Source organism: Streptomyces sp. NPDC022552 (genome assembly GCF_055561875.1).
Genome location: NZ_JBVHGJ010000024.1, coordinates 1 through 16,184 on the forward strand (window position 1 = coordinate 1; position 16,184 = coordinate 16,184).

A 16,184-nucleotide genomic window follows, 5' to 3' on the forward strand; every position below is an offset into this window, starting at 1 on the left:
CAGTTGAGGAAGGCGACGTCCTGGGTGTTGCCGAGCTGCGGGGTGGCGATCCGCTTGCCCTTGACGTCGTCCAGGGTCTTGATCTTCTCCGGGTTCACGACCAGCTTCACACCGCCGGAGGCCGAACCCCCGATGACCCGCAGGTTCTTGCCCTGGGACTTCGTGTAGCCGTTGATCGCGGGAGAGGGGCCGATGTACGCGATGTCGATCGACTCGGCGTTCAGCGCCTCGATCGCGGAGGGACCGGCGTTGAAGGTGGAGACCTTAAGCCGGGTTCCGCCCAGCTCCTTCTGGATGATGCCCTCTTCGTCACCGACGAGTGCGGTGGCGTGGGTCAGGTTCGGGAAGTACCCGAGCCGGACCGTGTCGGCCGAGAGCTTCTCGCCCACCGCCGCGACCTTCTGCTCGTCGCTCTTCGCCTGGGACCCGTAGCCGCAGGAGGCCAGCGCGCCGATCAGCAGCGGCAGGGCCGCGGCGGCGACGAGTGAGCGGCGTGGAGTCGTACGGGAGGCAGGCACGGAGGTGGTTCCCCTCAGGGTCTTCGAAGGCTTCTTCGGCTATGTCGGTCGTGGAACGGGTGGGGCGGAATCGCGCCGCGTACGCGACGCGCCGGCATCAGCACGCACATCGCGCGACCCCTCCGCTGCCCGCGCCGAGGGCGCCGGAACCCACACGGCCGCCCTCCTTGGCGAAGGTGCCGTAGGCGTCGTACGTCATGTCAGAAGTCCCAGCCCTCGTCGTCCGCGACGGCCGTCACGACCTTGGCGTCGGCGAAGGACGTGCCCGCCATGCCGGCCGCGAGCGTGGTGCCGTCCGCGGGGTCGATCAGCAGGAACGAACCCGTACGGCGAGAGTCGGCGTACGCGTCGAGCGCGAGCGGCTCGGCGGTACGGACCTTGACCCGGCCGATGTCGTTGGCGACCAGCTGCCCCGGCTCGGGGTGCTGGGAGAGGTCGTCCAGGGTCAGCCGGGACGGGATCTCCTTGACGATCGCCTTGACCGTGCGCGTGGTGTGCTTGAGCAGCACGCGCTGGCCCACGGTCAGCGGCTGGTCCGCCACATGGCAGACCGTCGCCTCGACGTCCTGGCTGGTGGCCGGGGCGTCACCGCTCGGGGCGAGGAGATCGCCGCGCGAGATGTCGATGTCGTCCGCCAGCCGGATCGTGACCGACTGCGGCGCCCAGGCGATGTCCACCGACTCGCCCAGCGCGTCGATCGCGGTGATCGTGGAGGTCTTCCCCGACGGCAGTACGGTGATCTGCTCGCCGACCCGGAAGGCACCGGCCGCGATCTGACCGGCGTAGCCCCGGTAGTCCGGGTGCTCGGCGGTCTGCGGGCGGATCACGTACTGGACGGGGAACCGCGCGTGGCAGGCCGTCAGGTCGTGGCTGACCGGCACGGTCTCCAGGTGCTCCAGGACGGTCGGGCCGCCGTACCAGTCCATGTTGGCGGACGGCTCCACCACGTTGTCGCCGGCCAGCGCGGAGATCGGGATCGCGGTGATCTCCGGGACGCCGAGCTCGGAGGCGTACGTCGTGAACTCCTCGGCGATCGCGGCGAAGACGGGCTCCGCGTAGTCGACGAGGTCCATCTTGTTGACGGCCAGGACCACGTGCGGCACCCGCAGCAGCGCCGCGACGGCCGCGTGACGGCGGGTCTGCTCGACCACGCCGTTGCGCGCGTCGACCAGGACCACGGCCAGCTCGGCGGTGGAGGCGCCGGTGACCATGTTCCGGGTGTACTGCACGTGCCCGGGGGTGTCGGCCAGGATGAACCGGCGCCGGGGCGTGGCGAAGTAGCGGTACGCCACGTCGATCGTGATCCCCTGCTCCCGCTCGGCCCGCAGGCCGTCGGTGAGCAGCGCCAGGTCCGGGGCCTCCTGGCCGCGCTTGATGGACGCCGCCTCCACGGCCTCCAGCTGGTCCGTCAGGACCGACTTGGAGTCGTGCAGGAGGCGGCCCACGAGCGTGGACTTGCCGTCGTCGACGGATCCGGCGGTCGCGAAACGCAGCAGGGTGGTCGCCGAGACGTCGGCGAACTGCTCGGTGGTGCTCGTCATGGCTAGAAGTACCCTTCGCGCTTGCGGTCTTCCATCGCGGCCTCGGACATCTTGTCGTCGGCGCGGGTCGCACCCCGCTCGGTGAGGCGGGAGGCGGCGATCTCGGCGATGACGGCGTCCAGCGTGGTGGCGTCGGAGTCGACGGCGCCCGTGCAGGACATGTCACCGACGGTGCGGTAGCGGATCAGCCGCGTCTCCACCGTCTCGGTGTCCTTGGGGCCGCCCCACTCGCCGGCCGTCAGCCACATGCCGTTGCGGGCGAAGACCTCGCGCTCGTGGGCGAAGTAGATCTCCGGCAGGTCGATGGACTCGCGGGCGATGTACTGCCAGACGTCCAGCTCGGTCCAGTTGGAGAGCGGGAAGACGCGGACGTGCTCACCGGGCGCGTGGCGGCCGTTGTAGAGCTGCCACAGCTCGGGGCGCTGGCGCCGCGGGTCCCACTGCGAGAACTCGTCGCGCAGGGAGAACACCCGCTCCTTCGCGCGGGCCTTCTCCTCGTCGCGCCGGCCGCCGCCGAAGACGGCGTCGAAACGGTGCTGCTGGATCGCCTCGGTCAGCGGCACGGTCTGGAGCGGGTTGCGCGTCCCGTCGGGACGCTCCCGCAGCTTCCCGGCGTCGATGTACTCCTGGACGGAGGCGACGTGCAGCCGCAGCCCGTGCTCGGCCACGACCCGGTCGCGGTACTCGATGACCTCGGGGAAGTTGTGCCCCGTGTCGACGTGCAGCAGCGTGAACGGCACCGGCGCCGGCGCGAACGCCTTGAGCGCCAGGTGCAGCATGACGATGGAGTCCTTGCCGCCGGAGAAGAGGATCACCGGCCGCTCGAACTCCCCCGCCACCTCGCGGAAGATGTGGACGGCCTCGGACTCGAGCGAGTCCAGGTGCGACAGCGCGAACGGGCTGTCGGTCTCCTCATGAACATGGGCAACGATGGTCACGCTGCACCCCTTTCGTGAGCTTCTCCGCCCGCGCGGCGCAGGGGCGCGGCTTGGGTATCCGTCTGCGGCTGAGCGGCCGCGCGCGCGTCGCTCACAGCAGGCCCCTCTCGGTGAGCAGCGCGTGGAGCTGCGCCGCCGACTCCTGCACGGTCTGGTTCTGGGACTCGATCCGCAGATCGGGGTCGGCCGGCTCGTCGTACGGGTCGTCGACCCCGGTCAGGCCGCTGATCTCGCCCGCGGCCTGCTTGGCGTACAGCCCCTTCACATCGCGTACGGAGCACACGTCCACCGGAGTGGCGACATGCACCTCGACGTACGGGGTGCCCTCGGACTCGTGACGCTTGCGGACGGCCTCCCGGCTGTCCGCGTACGGAGCGATGACCGGGACCAGCACCTGCACACCGTTCGAGGCGAGCAGTTCGGCGACGAAGCCGATCCGCTGCACATTGGTGTGCCGGTCCTCGCGGCTGAAGCCGAGGCCCGCGGAGAGGAACTCGCGGATCTCGTCGCCGTCGAGCACCTCGACCCGGCGGCCCTCGCCGCGCAGCCTGGCGGCGAGCTCGTACGCGATGGTGGTCTTGCCGGCGCTGGGCAGGCCCGTGAGCCAGATGGTGGCACCGGTCACGTGGTTCTCCTGGGAAGTCTCAGTGGTGGTCATCAGCCGTGCAGCCCGCATTCCGTCTTGGCCCGGCCGGCCCACCGGCCGGCCCTGGCGTCCTCGCCCTCCGCGACGCGGCGGGTGCAGGGCGCGCAGCCGACGGAGGCGTAACCGTCCATGAGGAGCGGGTTGGTGAGGACGCCGTGCTGGGCGACGTACGCGTCGACGTCGTCCTGCGTCCAGCGGGCGATGGGGGAGATCTTGACCTTCCGCCGCTTCTCGTCCCAGCCGACGACCGGGGTGTTCGCCCGGGTCGGGGACTCGTCGCGGCGCAGGCCGGTCGCCCACGCGCGGTACGCGGTCAGGCCCTCTTCGAGCGGCTTGACCTTGCGCAGCGCGCAGCACAGGTCCGGGTCCCGGTCGTGCAGCTTCGGGCCGTACTCGGCGTCCTGCTCGGCGACCGACTGACGCGGGGTCAGGGTGATGACGTCGACGTCCATCACCGCGTCGACCGCGTCACGGGTGCCGATGGTCTCGGGGAAGTGGTAGCCGGTGTCGAGGAAGACGACGTCGACCCCGGGCATGGCGCGTGAGGCGAGGTGGGCGACGACCGCGTCCTCCATGGAGGACGTGACGCAGAACTGCTTGCCGAAGGTCTCCCCCGCCCACCGGAGGATCTCCAGCGCGGAGGCGTCCTCCAGGTCGCGTCCGGCCTGCTCGGCGAGCGCCTTCAGGTCGGTGTCCTCGGTGATCGCCTGAGTCGTCGTCATATCGGTTCCCCTCCAGTGGAGTTGCTCGAAGTACCGGGGGCGAGGAGCCCCAGGAACTTCAACTGGAAGGCTCGACTGCACGCCCGGCATTCCCAGGCCCCGTGACCGTTCTCGTGCGGGAACAGGTCCTCGTCGCCGCAGTACGGGCAGTAGAAGGGCGCGGCACGCTCGCTCATGAGAGGGCCTCCTCCGACGCGCGCGCCGCCCAGGTTGCGAAGCGCTCGCCGTCCTCGCGCTGCTCCTGGAAGCGCGTGAGGACCCGCTCGACGTAGTCCGGCAGCTCGGCCGACGTGACCTTCAGGCCACGGACCTTGCGGCCGAAGCCGGCCTCCAGGCCGAGGGCGCCGCCCAGGTGCACCTGGTAGCCCTCGACACGGTTGCCCTCGTCGTCCAGGACCAGCTGGCCCTTGAGACCGATGTCCGCGACCTGGATGCGGGCGCAGGCGTTGGGGCAGCCGTTGATGTTGATGGTGATCGGCTCGTCGAACTCGGGGATGCGGCGCTCGAGTTCGTCGATCAGGGAGGCGCCGCGCGCCTTGGTCTCGACGATCGCCAGCTTGCAGAACTCGATGCCGGTGCAGGCCATCGTCCCGCGCCGGAACGGCGAGGGGTTGACCCGCAGGTCCAGGGACTCGAGGGCGGAGACGATCGACTCGACCTGCGCCTCCTCGACGTCCAGGACGATCATCTTCTGCTCGGCGGTGGTACGGACCCGGCCCGAGCCGTGCGCCTCGGCGATCTCCGCGATCTTGGTGAGCGTGGTGCCGTCGACGCGGCCGACGCGCGGGGCGAAGCCGACGTAGAAGCGGCCGTCCTTCTGCCGGTGGACGCCCACGTGGTCGCGCCACTGGCCGGCCGGCTGCTCCGGGGCGGGACCGTCCGTCAGCCTGCGCTTCAGGTACTCGTCCTCCAGGACCTGGCGGAACTTCTCCGGGCCCCAGTCGGCGACGAGGAACTTCAGCCGGGCGCGGGTGCGCAGCCGGCGGTAGCCGTAGTCGCGGAAGATCGAGATGACGCCCTCGTAGACGTCCGGGACCTCGTCGAGGGAGACCCAGGTGCCGAGGCGGACGCCCAGCTTGGGGTTGGTGGAGAGGCCGCCGCCGACCCAGACGTCGAAGCCGGGGCCGTGCTCCGGGTGGTTCACGCCGACGAAGGCGATGTCGTTGATCTCGTGCGCCACGTCGAGCAGCGGCGAGCCGGAGACGGCCGACTTGAACTTGCGGGGCAGGTTGGAGAAGTCCTTGTTGCCCACGATCCGGCGGTAGATCTCCTCGATGGCGGGGGTGCCGTCGATGATCTCGTCCTCGGCGATCCCGGCGACCGGGGAGCCGAGGATGACACGCGGGGTGTCACCGCAGGCCTCGGTGGTCGACAGGCCGACGGCCTCCAGGCGGTTCCAGATCTCGGGGACGTCCTCGATCCGGATCCAGTGGTACTGCACGTTCTGCCGGTCGGTGATGTCCGCCGTCCCGCGCGCGAACTCCTGCGAGATCTCGCCGATGACCCGCAGCTGCTCGGTCGTCAGCCGGCCGCCGTCGATGCGGACCCGGAGCATGAAGTACTCCGCGTCCAGCTCCTCCGGCTCCAGGACACCGGTCTTGGTGCCGTCGAGGCCTTCCTTGCGCTGGGTGTACAGACCCCACCAGCGCATGCGGCCCCGCAGGTCGTTGGGGTCGATCGAGTCGAATCCGCGCTTGGAGTAGATCGTCTCAATGCGTGTCCGCACATTGAGACCGTCGTCGTCCTTCTTGAACTGCTCATTGCCGTTCAGCGGGGTGAAGTGCCCCACGGCCCACTGGCCCTCGCCACGGTGACGGCTCACCTTGCGGCGGGGCGTTGCGGGTGCGGGGTTTTCCGGGGTGGCGGCCATGGCGATGTGTCCTTCGGGACTGCGGGAGGGCGGCTCTGACCTGCACACTCGTACATGGGTCAGGGGATGGCGCGACGGTGCGCAGCAGGGTCGGTCTGAAAGGTGCTCGGGGAGGTGCTGGTTCTCTCAGCGCGCCGAACACATGGCGCTGGACATGCGGCCGAGGTCGACGTGCCGCCGACTCACCAAGGCAATTCCAGTTCCAGACATGACGGAAGCGTGTCACGGGGCTTTGGACTCAGTCCAGCTTCGTCCGCAATGTGGACATGAGTGTCCCGCATCGCGAGACGGTGTGGCGTGGGTCACGTCCCGGGCCCTCCCGCGGGCCCGGGACGGACGTGGGCGACCGGTCAGTGCGCGCCGGGCCAGGGGCCGGGCGTCTCGGACTCCTCGACCTCCTCCACCTTGGTGTCGAAGAGCCGGAAGCCCCGGCGCAGATAGTTGTCCATCGCGTGCGGGCCGTCCAGCGAGCACGTGTGCAGCCACACCCGACGGGTCGCCTCCCGCTCCGGCCAGCGCTCGGCCAGGTCCCAGGCGCGCTGGACCCCGTACGAGAGCAGATGCCCGCCCATCCGGCGGCCCCGGAAGGCGGGGATCAGTCCGAAGTAGACGATCTCCACCACACCGTCGTCCTGCGGGTCCAGCTCCACGTACCCGGCCGGCGTCCCCTTCTCGTACGCCACCCAGATCTCGGCCCCGGGCTTCTCGACGATCTCCTGCCACTGCTTGTACGTCAGCGACAGCCGGTCGTTCCAGCGGATGTCGCCGCCGACCGCCGTATAGAGGAAGCGGCTGTACTCGGGGGAGGGCACCTCGGCGCGCCGGATCGTGAGGTCGTCCCCCTCCGGCGGGGTGGCGGGACGCAGATCGGACGGCGAGGTCTGTTCGAGGGACCAGGTGGTGAGAGTGATGCGCATGACCTCATCGGATCATGCGGAGCCCAGGATTCCCAGGGCGGCCCCGGCTCGGTGAGCGCCGCCGGAGGCGCCGGGCGGTGTACCGGGACCGGCCGTGTGGGCCACCTGTCCACATGGTGGACAAGCGGGCTCGGTCGACCGCGGGAGAGCCACCCGCCAGGCGGCGCGCAGCCTCCCCGCCTACCCCCGCCCCAGCCGGGCGGACCGTACCGCCGGGGCCGTCGAGTGGGGGAGGAGGTCCGCCGGGTGCTCGGGGGTCACGATCGCGACCTCCACCTCCTCGCTGAAGCGGTACGGGCGGTGGGCCAGCACACTCGCCAGGTTCCGGCGGATCCGCGACATCTCCGCCCGTACCGTCACCGTCCTCGTCCGGTCGCCGAACACGTCCTCGGCCAGCTCCGCCGCCGTCCGCCCGTCACGGTGCAGCGCCAGTACGTACAGCAGCTCGGCGTGGCGCGGGCTCAGCTGCTGGGACCAGCTCCCCGCCGCCCCCGAGACCGCGACCGACCACCGGCGTGGCCGGCTCAGGTCGAGCACCACCCGGCTCGCCGACTCCCCGGCCGGCGCCGCGCCCGCCCGGTCCTCGTCCTCGACCCGCAGCAGCCAGCCGCCCGGCAGCGGCTCCACCGCGCACATCCCGAGCGACGGCAGCCACACCCGCCCTGCGCGGAACGACTTGGGCAGCACGATCCGGTCCACCGGCGCCATCCCGGTCACCGCCGCCGTCCAGCCGTGCGTGTCCACCGCGACCGCCCGTCCCCCCACCCGGCACAGGATCGGGGCGGCCACCGACCTCAGCCGCTCGATCGACCGCAGATGACGGTCACGCATCTCCGCCTCCGCGAGCTGGGCGACCGAACCGACCAGCGCGAGCGTCGACGGATGGAAGCTGGACGCCGGCCCGCTCACATCCACGATCCCCAACAGCCGGTGGTCGCGCGGATCGTGGACCGGGGCCGCCGCGCAGGTCCAGTTGTGCAGCGTATGGACGTAGTGCTCGGCCGAGTGGACCTGGACGGCCCGCCGCATCGCGAGCGCCGTCCCCACCGCGTTCGTCCCGGTGGTGTGCTCGGTCCAGGCCGCGCCCTCCTCCAGACAGATGCCGTTGGCCTGCCGCATCACCGCGAGGTTGCCCTCGCGCCACAGCACCCGGCCCTGCTCGTCCGTCACCACCATGATCTGCATCGAGGCGTCCGCGATCCCGGTCAGCATCGTGCTCAGCGTGCGCATCACCTCGCCGAGGACCGTCGTGCGCCGGCGCTCCTCCAGCTCGTCCCGCTGGAGCAGCACCGTGCTCGTGCCCTGGTCCGGGTCGAGACCCAGCCGGAACATCCGCTGCCAGGAGGCGTCGATGACCGGTCTGGGAGCGATCGGCGGCGTGCGGCCGGCCAGCGTCTCCTCCCGTACGCGATGCAGCAGTCGGGTCGCCTGGGCGGCGTCCATGGCGGCGAGCCGCTTCATGTCGAGACGCGTGTTGTTCAGCCGAGTGTTCGTCATCGGTCTCTCCCAGCCACCCGCGGCGCTGTATCGGTTCTGCAGATTTGCGGAGCCCTGGTGCCCATCGTGCCGTCCTGAACTCCCCCGCGAAGGGCGGTTCGGGTAATCCTGCAACCCTTTGCAACTCTGGAAGCAACCGCTCTCGTGCATGAGGGTGGTGCGAGCGGCGGGTGGTGCCGTGTCGGCGCAGCACCACCCACCGCTTTTCGTATGCGCCGCGCCCTCGGCGGACGCGCCGGGCGACGCCGGCCGGCCCGGCGACGTACCTGATCAGACCTCCGCCCGCGCCCGTTCCACCACCGCGGCCAGATCCAGCGTCGACGGCAGCGTCCCGAACGCCGCACCCCAGTCGCCGCCGAGCCGTGACGCGCAGAAAGCGTCCGCCACCTCCGCCGGGGCCCACCGCACCAGCAGCGCCCCCTGGAGGACCAGCGCCATCCGCTCCACCAGCCGCCGCGCGCGCCCCTCGATCCCGTCCAGATCGGCCAGTTCGGTCAGCATCCCCTTGATCGCCCGGTCGAGCCGGTGATCCGCGCCCCGCGCCTTGCCGACCTCCGTCAAAAACGCGTTCAGCGCCATCGGCTCCTGCCGCAGGACCCTCAGCACGTCCAGGGCCTGGACGTTGCCGGAGCCCTCCCAGATCGAGTTGAGCGGCGACTCGCGCAGCAGCCGCGGCATCCCGGACTCCTCCACGTAGCCGTTGCCGCCCAGGCACTCCAGCGCCTCCGCCACCAGCGGCGTGCACCGCTTCGTCACCCAGTACTTGGCCACCGGCACCGCGATCCGCGCGAACGCCCGCTCCGCCTCCGAGTCGGCGTCGTACGCCGCCGCGAGCCGCATCCCGAGGACCGTCGCCGCCTCCGACTCCAGGGCCAGATCGGCCAGCACATTGCGCATCAGCGGCTTGTCGATCAGCTCGCCCCCGAACGCCCGGCGGTACGAGGCGTGGTGCACGGCCTGCGCGACCGCCTGCCGCATCAGCGCCGCCGAGCCCAGCACACAGTCGAGGCGCGTCGCCGCCACCATCCCGATGATCGTGCGGACCCCGCGCCCCTCGTCGCCGACACGGCGCGCCCACGTCGTCCCGTCGAACTCGACCTCGGCGGAGGCGTTGGACCGGTTGCCGAGCTTGTCCTTGAGCCGCTGGATCGCGAACGCGTTGCGCGTCCCGTCCGGCAGGACCCGCGGCACCAGGAAGCACGTCAGCCCCCCGGGCGCCTGCGCGAGCACCAGGAAGCCGTCCGACATCGGCGCCGAACAGAACCACTTGTGCCCCGTCAGTACGTACCCGTCCCCGTCCGCCCCCGAGAGCGCCCGCGCCTCGGTCGTGTTCGTCCGGACGTCGCTGCCGCCCTGCTTCTCCGTCATCCCCATCCCGAGGAGCACCCCGCTCTTCTCCTGCGGCGGCCGCAGCTCCTCCTCGTACACACGGGACGTCAGCAGCGGCTCCCACACGGCGGCCAGCTCCGGGTCCGTGCGCAGCACGGGAACCGCGGCGTGGGTCATGGACACCGGGCAGCCGTGCCCCGCCTCGACCTGCGTCGTGAGGACGAAGGCGGCCGCCCGTCGCACATGACCACCCGGACGGCCCCACGCGTCCGTGAGACCGGCGCCCACGGCCCGGCCCAGGAGCCGGTGCCAGGCGGGGTGGAACGCGACCTCGTCGATCCGGTTCCCGTACCGGTCGTGGGTCCGCAGCCGTGGGGGGTGCTCGTTAGCCAGCACCCCCCACTCCGCCGCCTGCGCCGACCCGGCGGAGCGGCCGAGGTCCGCCAGATCCTCGCGTGCGTCCGCGAAGACCTCCGGCGGCAGATGCCGCTCCACCGCCTCCGCGAGTGCCCGGTCCGCCGTGAACACGTCGTATCCGACCAGGGGCGGAGGCTGGTTGGTCACGGTGTGGGTGCTGGGTGCCATGCCGATACGGTAAGGAGGTGCAGGCAGCAAACGAAACACCCGAGCGGCGGCCCGGGAACAGACTCCACCGGGCGCGCGTCCTCTACCGCAACGTATCCAAGCGGAAGATGGTCTGGCTGCTCCTGAAGGACACCGTCAACTCGTGCATCGAGTACCGCATCCTCGGTCTCGCCGCCGAGGCGGCGTTCTTCACCCTGCTGTCCCTGCCCCCGCTGCTCCTCGGACTGATCGCGCTCCTCGGCTACGCCGACGACTGGACCAACACCGACACCGTCGCCAGCATCGAGGAGAACATCCTCAACGCGGCCCGGACGGTCCTCTCCGACCGGGGCGTACGCCAGATCGCCAAACCGCTCCTGGACGACGTCACCCAGGGCACCCGCCCCGAACTGGTCTCGCTCGGCTTCGCCATCGCCCTGTGGTCCGGCTCGCGCGCCGTGAACGTCTTCATCGACACCATCACGGTGATGTACGGACTCGACGGCCACCGCGGCATCGTCAAGACCCGGCTCCTCGCCTTCCTGCTCTACATCGTGGCGCTGCTCATCGGCGCGGTCGTGCTGCCGCTCGCCGTGGTCGGACCCGACCGGGTGGTGGAGCTGATCCCCTGGGGCACGGAAGTCGCCTCCGTCCTGTACTGGCCGGTCGTCATCCTGCTCTCCATCGCGTTCCTCACCACGCTCTACCACGTGTCCGTGCCCGTCAGATCGCCGTGGATCGAGGACATCCCGGGCGCGCTGGTGGCGCTCGCGATGTGGGTGCTCGGCAGCTTCCTGCTGCGGATCTACCTCACCAGCCAGGTCGAGGGCCCGACCATCTACGGCTCCCTCGCGGCGCCCATCGCCGTCCTCCTCTGGATCGGCATCTCGGCCTTCGCCGTGCTCGTCGGCGCGGCGGTCAACGCGGCGATCGACCGGGTCTGGCCCTCGGTCGCCACCGCCGCCGCCCGCGAGGCCAGCGACCGCGTCCGCGCCGCCCAGGCCGCCGAGCTGGTCGCGCGGCTGCGCGCGGAGGCGGAGGAGGTGGACGAGGACGACCCGGACATGCCGTCGGAGTTCCCCGAACGCTGGTCCCGCTTCCTCCCCCCGGACGACGTGAAGTCACGACTCCACTCCGGCTGGGAGAAGGACTAGCACCGGGCCTAGGCTCGGGAGGGTGTACGAGGAACGCCCCGCGCGCCTGGACGGCGCGGTCGTCTGGACCCTCACGCCACGCCCCGCGGGCGCCGGTCCGGTACCGGTACTGCCCGACGGGTGCATGGACCTGCTGTGGTGCGACGGCCGGCTGCTCGTCGCGGGCCCCGACACCTTCGCGTTCCTCCCCGAGGGCGGCCCGGGCCGCTACGCCGGGATCCGGTTCGCACCCGGTGACGCACCCGCGCTGCTCGGCGTACCGGCGAGCGCCCTGTGCGACCGGCGGGTCGAGCTGGGCGCGCTGTGGGGAGAGGCGCGGGCCCGGCGGCTCGGCGAACGGATCTCCGCCGCGCCCGACCCCGCCGCCGCCCTCGAGGGCGTCGCCGTCCGCCGCGCCGCCGACGCCCCGGAGCCCGACCCGCTGATCCGCGCCGTCGCCCGGCGCCTCGCCGCCGGCCGGCCCGTCGGGGAGACGGCCGACGCCGTCGGCGTCGGCGCGCGGCAGCTCCACCGGCGGTCCCTGGACGCCTTCGGCTACGGGCCCAAGACCCTGGCCCGGATCCTCCGCCTCCAGCGCGCGCTCGCCCTGGTCAGGGCCGGGGTTCCCTACGCCGAGGCCGCGCTCGGCGCGGGCTGCGCCGACCAGGCCCACCTGGCACGCGAGACCAGGGCGCTGGCCGGCACGACCCTGACCGCCTACGCGTCGGCCTGGGCGAAGAGGGAGACCCCGCAGCCGTCCGGGTCGAGCACGACGGCGTAGCGCTGCCCCCACACGGCGTCCCAGGGCTTCAGATGTCCCCGGTACCCGGCGGCGACGAGCGACTCGTACGTGGCGTCCACCTCCCGTGGAGAGTCGCAGAGGAACGCGAGCCCGACCCGGTCACCGCCCTCGGGCCGGCTCCAGCCGGGGTCGAAGGAGGCGATGACCTCCTCCGTGTCCCACGCGATCCGCATCCCTCCGGGCAGAGCGGCCTCCACGTGCGGCGCGGTGTCGGCGTCGGCCGGAATGTCGAGCCCGAGCCGCCGGTAGAAGGCGAGCGAGGCGGCCATGTCGGAGACGACGAGGCCGATGACGTCCAGTCGTGGTGTGTTCATGGGGCAACGGTAGGCAGGGGGCGGATACGCGGTCTTGTACGAATCGGACGTCGGGTGGGGCGGAGGGCGGAGGGCGGAGGGCGGAGGGGTCGGAGGGGGACGGAGTTGGGACCGAGGGCCGCGCTCGGTTCGACGGTCCCGTCCATGTCAGCGGAACCGCCACCTCCGGGGCACCTCGTCCGCTCGTCGGGTAGCCCGGCCTGGCCGGACGTACGCTGAGAGCGGGACCGCGCCCCACGGAGGTGTCGGCATGACCGCATCGGCCATTCCCCGAGGGCCCGGCGCGACCGCCTGGGTGCCCGAGACGGTGACCACCGAGCCGTACAACGCGCAGACGCCGATGGCCGCGCTGGCCGATCCGGTCACGCCCGCCGACGCCCTCTTCGTACGGGACCACTTCGGCGTCCCGCCCACGGAGACCGCCCACTGGCGGCTGCGCGTCGACGGCGCCGTGACCGCGCCGCTCACCCTGGACTACGAGGACCTCATCGCCCTCGGGCGCCCCGGCCGCCGCGAGTTCGACGTCGTCCTGGAGTGCGCGGGCAACGGACGCGCCCTGATGAACCCGCGCCCGCCAGGGCTGCCCTGGGGCCGAGGGGCCGTCGGCTGCGCCCGGTTCGCGGGCGTGCCCTTCCACCTCGTCGCCGACCGGGCCGGCCTCGACCCGGCGACGGTCGAGTTCGTCTTCGCCGGAGCCGACGCCGGCACCGTCCACGGCCACCGCACGGCCTTCGAGCGCGCCCTCCCGCTCGCCGAGGCCCTCCACCCGGACACCCTTCTCGCCACCCACATGAACGGCGAACCGCTCCCGCCCGAGCACGGCGCCCCGGTCCGGCTCGTGGTCCCCGGGCGGTACGCGGTCGCTGACGTGAAGTGGCTGACCGGGGCGCGGGCCGTCACCGAGCCCTTCACCGGCGTCTTCCAGACCGAGGAGTACGTCTACATCGCCTCGGACGGCGCCCCCGACGGTCCCGTCACGGCCATCCGCGTCAAGTCGCTCATCACCGCGCCCGAACCGGACGAGGATCTGCGCCGCGGCACACAGACCGTCGTACGCGGCAGGGCCTGGTCGGGTGCCGGCCGGACCGTGGGCCGGGTCGAGATCCGGGCCGAGGACGAGGACGGCACCGGCCCGGGGGAGGGGGTCCCGGAAGCGGAGTGGCACGACGCCGAACTCGAGCCGCCCACCGGCCCGTACGCCTGGACGGGCTGGTCGTACCGCTGGACGCCGCGCCGCCCGGGCCGGTACCGGCTCCTGGCCCGCGCGACCGACTCCCACGGCGCCACCCAGCCCGACCGCGCCCCGTGGAACGCCCAGGGCTACGGCTGCAACCCCGTGGCCACGGTCGAGGTGGTCGTCGTCTGAGGCCTTCCGGCCTCCGGTGTCGTGAGCCGCACGGCGGGTCGTAGGGCAGGGCGGGCGACACGAACTCGTTCCAGACGTCGGGGGTCATGGCGGAGCGCCGTCGACGCGCGCAGAGACGCCTTGGCCACGGCGGGATCGGTCTGCCGGAGCCGTACGGTGCCCCGTCCTGCCCGGCGGACAGCAGTGCCCCGCCGCGACGACGGTGCCGGTGTGGCGTCCGGAGCGAAGGGCATGCTCCACACGCTGCCGCCGGTGGGCATCGGCCGGCCGAAGACCTTCGGCGAGGGCCGGGATCGCCACCCGCTCCCCGTGCAGTACGGCGCGGCGCGCTCGGCGGCCCACTCGTACAGCGCGTCCGCGAAGCCCCGCGCGATCGCGTCCCGCGACGCGTCCTGGGGTTCCTGATGGGGAGTCATGTGGGCCGAGTCTGCATCAACACCGGCTCGTGGATGGTGCGTTGCTTGTGCATCCCTGGTGTGCAGGGGGCGCCAGGCCGCGGATGGAGCCGTGGTCGGAAAAATGGGTGGCGGGCCTCCAGGGGCCGTGGTTACGATCCTCGTGTTCTTCGGCGGCCGACTGACGGCCGCCGGTCAGTCGAGCGTGTTCTCTTCAGGAGGTGTGGACCGATGGCTGCTGTCACGTCGGGCGCTGCCCGCTTCGCGTACGTCTTCCACGACACCTCCGTGGCCGCCGGCTGACTCTTCCTTTCTTCCACGCCGTTCGGCGTGTGCCGGGGCCACCCTTCGAAGGGTTCCCCTTGTCTTTCTCCTCTCCTGTCCGTTCCTCCTCTTCTCTCTCGCACGCTCTCGTCCCGTACGGCTGGGACGAAGGGTGGGAGGCCGCGTTCGCTCCCTACGCCGAGCAGGGGCTTCTGCCCGGCCGGGTGCTGCGGGTCGACCGCGGTCAGTGCGACCTGATGACCCCGGTCGGCGTCGTGCGGGCCGACACCGAGTTCGTCGTGCCGCGCGACCCGCTGAAGGTCATCTGCACGGGCGACTGGGCCGTCGTCGACGCGGACGGCGATCCCCGTTACGTACGGGCGTTGCTCCCGCGCCGCACGGCATTCGCGCGATCCACGTCGTCCAAGCGGTCCGAGGGCCAGATCCTCGCCGCCAACGTCGACCACGCGATCATCACCGTCTCCCTCGCCGTCGAGCTCGACCTCGGCCGCGTCGAGCGCTTCCTCGCCCTGGCGTGGGAGTCCGGCGCCCAGCCGCTCGTCGTGCTCAGCAAGACCGACCTCGTGCCCGACCCGGTCGGCCTCTCGTACCTCGTCGAGGACGTGGAGACCGTGGCGCCGGGCGTGCAGGTGATTCCCGTCAGCTCGGCGACCGGCGAGGGGCTGGACGTGCTCCGCGCGGTCGTGGGGGGCGGGACGAGCGTGCTGCTCGGGGTCTCCGGCGCCGGGAAGTCCACGCTCGCCAACACGCTCCTCGGCGAGGACGTGATGAGCGTCCAGGCGGCCCGTGACGTGGACGGCAAGGGCCGTCACACCACGACCACGCGCAACCTGCTCGCGCTGCCCGGGGGCGGTGTGCTCATCGACACGCCGGGTCTGCGCGGCGTCGGGCTCTGGGACGCCGAGACCGGTGTCGGCCAGGTCTTCTCGGAGATCGAGGCCCTGGCCGATGGCTGCCGGTTCCACGACTGCGCCCACGAGGCGGAGCCCGGCTGCGCCGTGACGGCGGCGGTCGATGACGGCACCCTGTCCGTGCGCCGGCTGGAGAGCTACCGCAAGCTCCTGCGCGAGAACCAGCGCATCGTCGCCAAGACGGATGCCCGCGTGCGCGCCGAGATCCTCAAGGACTGGAAGCGAAAGGGCGCGGAGGGCCGCGCGGCAATGGAAGCAAAGCGCGGCGGCGGCCGGCACACGGGCCGCTAGGCGACCACCCCGCCGGCCCGCCGCCCGGCTCGGCGGCAGGCCGCCTGCCCCGCCGTCCGGCCCGCCGACGATGGCCTGCGGCCTGTCGCCCGACAGTCGGCAGGCCGCCGAGTCGCAAGGCGGTCGTCCTGCTGGCCGGTCGGGT

The 16,184-nt window shown here is 71.9% G+C and carries 17 protein-coding genes; 5 read left to right on the forward strand and 12 right to left on the reverse strand.

The features are described from left to right. From ACZ3OF_RS35210 to ACZ3OF_RS35260, 11 genes are all read right to left on the reverse strand, one after another. Positions 1 to 518: ABC transporter substrate-binding protein (locus ACZ3OF_RS35210; protein ID WP_467308915.1), on the reverse strand; the 518-nt coding region annotated here is incomplete at its 3' end. A 200-nt stretch (positions 519 to 718) separates the two neighbouring features. Then, on the reverse strand, positions 719 to 2,059 hold the full coding sequence (locus tag ACZ3OF_RS35215) for a sulfate adenylyltransferase subunit 1 (protein WP_361674432.1): 1,341 nt from the start codon (positions 2,057 to 2,059) through the stop codon (positions 719 to 721). A 2-nt stretch (positions 2,060 to 2,061) separates the two neighbouring features. Next, a complete protein-coding gene (gene cysD / locus ACZ3OF_RS35220; RefSeq protein WP_361674430.1) occupies positions 2,062 to 2,997 on the reverse strand; it encodes a sulfate adenylyltransferase subunit CysD in 936 nt (311 codons plus the stop codon). A gap of 91 nt (positions 2,998 to 3,088) precedes the next feature. Further along, positions 3,089 to 3,655, reverse strand: coding sequence for an adenylyl-sulfate kinase (gene cysC / locus ACZ3OF_RS35225; protein ID WP_467308918.1), 567 nt, complete (start codon positions 3,653 to 3,655; stop codon positions 3,089 to 3,091). After that, positions 3,655 to 4,365, reverse strand: a complete 711-nt coding sequence (locus tag ACZ3OF_RS35230; protein ID WP_361674427.1) for a phosphoadenylyl-sulfate reductase — start codon at positions 4,363 to 4,365, stop codon at positions 3,655 to 3,657. Before ACZ3OF_RS35230 ends, cysC begins: the two co-directional genes overlap by 1 nt. Further along, entirely contained in the window at positions 4,362 to 4,541 is a 180-nt protein-coding gene (locus ACZ3OF_RS35235) for a hypothetical protein (RefSeq protein ID WP_361674425.1), read from the reverse strand. The genes ACZ3OF_RS35230 and ACZ3OF_RS35235 overlap by 4 nt, the downstream gene beginning before the upstream one ends. Then, complete coding sequence (locus ACZ3OF_RS35240; protein ID WP_467308920.1) at positions 4,538 to 6,235, reverse strand: nitrite/sulfite reductase; 1,698 nt, start codon at positions 6,233 to 6,235, stop codon at positions 4,538 to 4,540. The genes ACZ3OF_RS35235 and ACZ3OF_RS35240 overlap by 4 nt, the downstream gene beginning before the upstream one ends. Positions 6,236 to 6,361: 126 nt before the next feature. Then, positions 6,362 to 6,445 carry a putative leader peptide gene (locus ACZ3OF_RS35245; RefSeq protein WP_352077884.1) on the reverse strand — a complete coding sequence of 28 codons (84 nt, stop codon included), beginning with the start codon at positions 6,443 to 6,445 and terminating at the stop codon, positions 6,362 to 6,364. Between the two features lie 140 nt (positions 6,446 to 6,585). Beyond that, positions 6,586 to 7,152: a GNAT family N-acetyltransferase gene (locus ACZ3OF_RS35250; RefSeq protein WP_361674422.1), complete on the reverse strand. Its 567-nt coding sequence runs from the start codon at positions 7,150 to 7,152 to the stop codon at positions 6,586 to 6,588. Positions 7,153 to 7,332: 180 nt separating this feature from the next. Further along, complete coding sequence (locus tag ACZ3OF_RS35255; protein WP_361674420.1) at positions 7,333 to 8,649, reverse strand: helix-turn-helix domain-containing protein; 1,317 nt, start codon at positions 8,647 to 8,649, stop codon at positions 7,333 to 7,335. 270 nt (positions 8,650 to 8,919) lie between these two features. Then, a complete protein-coding gene (locus ACZ3OF_RS35260) occupies positions 8,920 to 10,563 on the reverse strand; it encodes an acyl-CoA dehydrogenase family protein (RefSeq protein WP_361674418.1) in 1,644 nt (547 codons plus the stop codon). Between the two features lie 17 nt (positions 10,564 to 10,580). Between ACZ3OF_RS35260 and ACZ3OF_RS35265 the strand changes: the two genes are divergently transcribed. After that, positions 10,581 to 11,696, forward strand: a complete 1,116-nt coding sequence (locus ACZ3OF_RS35265; protein WP_361674416.1) for a YihY/virulence factor BrkB family protein — start codon at positions 10,581 to 10,583, stop codon at positions 11,694 to 11,696. 22 nt (positions 11,697 to 11,718) lie between these two features. After that, the gene (locus ACZ3OF_RS35270; protein WP_467308924.1) at positions 11,719 to 12,456 is read left to right on the forward strand and encodes a helix-turn-helix domain-containing protein; all 738 of its coding nucleotides are present in this window, start codon (positions 11,719 to 11,721) and stop codon (positions 12,454 to 12,456) included. Here ACZ3OF_RS35270 and ACZ3OF_RS35275 read toward each other — a convergent pair. Then, positions 12,393 to 12,791, reverse strand: coding sequence for a VOC family protein (locus ACZ3OF_RS35275; protein ID WP_361674412.1), 399 nt, complete (start codon positions 12,789 to 12,791; stop codon positions 12,393 to 12,395). The two genes, ACZ3OF_RS35270 and ACZ3OF_RS35275, sit on opposite strands and share 64 nt — an antisense overlap. A 250-nt stretch (positions 12,792 to 13,041) precedes the next feature. On the opposite strand from ACZ3OF_RS35275, the gene ACZ3OF_RS35280 reads away from it, so the two are divergent. From ACZ3OF_RS35280 to rsgA, 3 genes are all read left to right on the forward strand, one after another. Continuing rightward, positions 13,042 to 14,157: a sulfite oxidase gene (locus ACZ3OF_RS35280; protein WP_467308926.1), complete on the forward strand. Its 1,116-nt coding sequence runs from the start codon at positions 13,042 to 13,044 to the stop codon at positions 14,155 to 14,157. Between the two features lie 210 nt (positions 14,158 to 14,367). Beyond that, positions 14,368 to 14,562 (forward strand): hypothetical protein, encoded by a 195-nt coding sequence (locus tag ACZ3OF_RS35285; RefSeq protein WP_467308928.1) that lies wholly within the window; start codon positions 14,368 to 14,370, stop codon positions 14,560 to 14,562. A gap of 352 nt (positions 14,563 to 14,914) precedes the next feature. Beyond that, entirely contained in the window at positions 14,915 to 16,039 is a 1,125-nt protein-coding gene (gene rsgA, locus ACZ3OF_RS35290) for a ribosome small subunit-dependent GTPase A (protein WP_467308930.1), read from the forward strand. The last annotated feature ends 145 nt before the right edge of the window (positions 16,040 to 16,184 follow it).

What these genes read in the sequence shown, in the direction of transcription:
- ACZ3OF_RS35235 (WP_361674425.1), bottom strand. Translation starts at nt 4,541, where the DNA reads ATGAGCGAGCGTGCCGCGCCCTTCTACTGCCCGTACTGCGGCGACGAG.
- ACZ3OF_RS35240 (WP_467308920.1), bottom strand. Translation starts at nt 6,235, where the DNA reads ATGGCCGCCACCCCGGAAAACCCCGCACCCGCAACGCCCCGCCGCAAG.
- ACZ3OF_RS35245 (WP_352077884.1), bottom strand. Translation starts at nt 6,445, where the DNA reads ATGTCTGGAACTGGAATTGCCTTGGTGAGTCGGCGGCACGTCGACCTC.
- ACZ3OF_RS35280 (WP_467308926.1), top strand. Translation starts at nt 13,042, where the DNA reads ATGACCGCATCGGCCATTCCCCGAGGGCCCGGCGCGACCGCCTGGGTG.
- ACZ3OF_RS35260 (WP_361674418.1), bottom strand. Translation starts at nt 10,563, where the DNA reads ATGGCACCCAGCACCCACACCGTGACCAACCAGCCTCCGCCCCTGGTC.
- ACZ3OF_RS35215 (WP_361674432.1), bottom strand. Translation starts at nt 2,059, where the DNA reads ATGACGAGCACCACCGAGCAGTTCGCCGACGTCTCGGCGACCACCCTG.
- ACZ3OF_RS35255 (WP_361674420.1), bottom strand. Translation starts at nt 8,649, where the DNA reads ATGACGAACACTCGGCTGAACAACACGCGTCTCGACATGAAGCGGCTC.
- ACZ3OF_RS35250 (WP_361674422.1), bottom strand. Translation starts at nt 7,152, where the DNA reads ATGCGCATCACTCTCACCACCTGGTCCCTCGAACAGACCTCGCCGTCC.
- ACZ3OF_RS35275 (WP_361674412.1), bottom strand. Translation starts at nt 12,791, where the DNA reads ATGAACACACCACGACTGGACGTCATCGGCCTCGTCGTCTCCGACATG.
- cysC (WP_467308918.1), bottom strand. Translation starts at nt 3,655, where the DNA reads ATGACCACCACTGAGACTTCCCAGGAGAACCACGTGACCGGTGCCACC.
- ACZ3OF_RS35230 (WP_361674427.1), bottom strand. Translation starts at nt 4,365, where the DNA reads ATGACGACGACTCAGGCGATCACCGAGGACACCGACCTGAAGGCGCTC.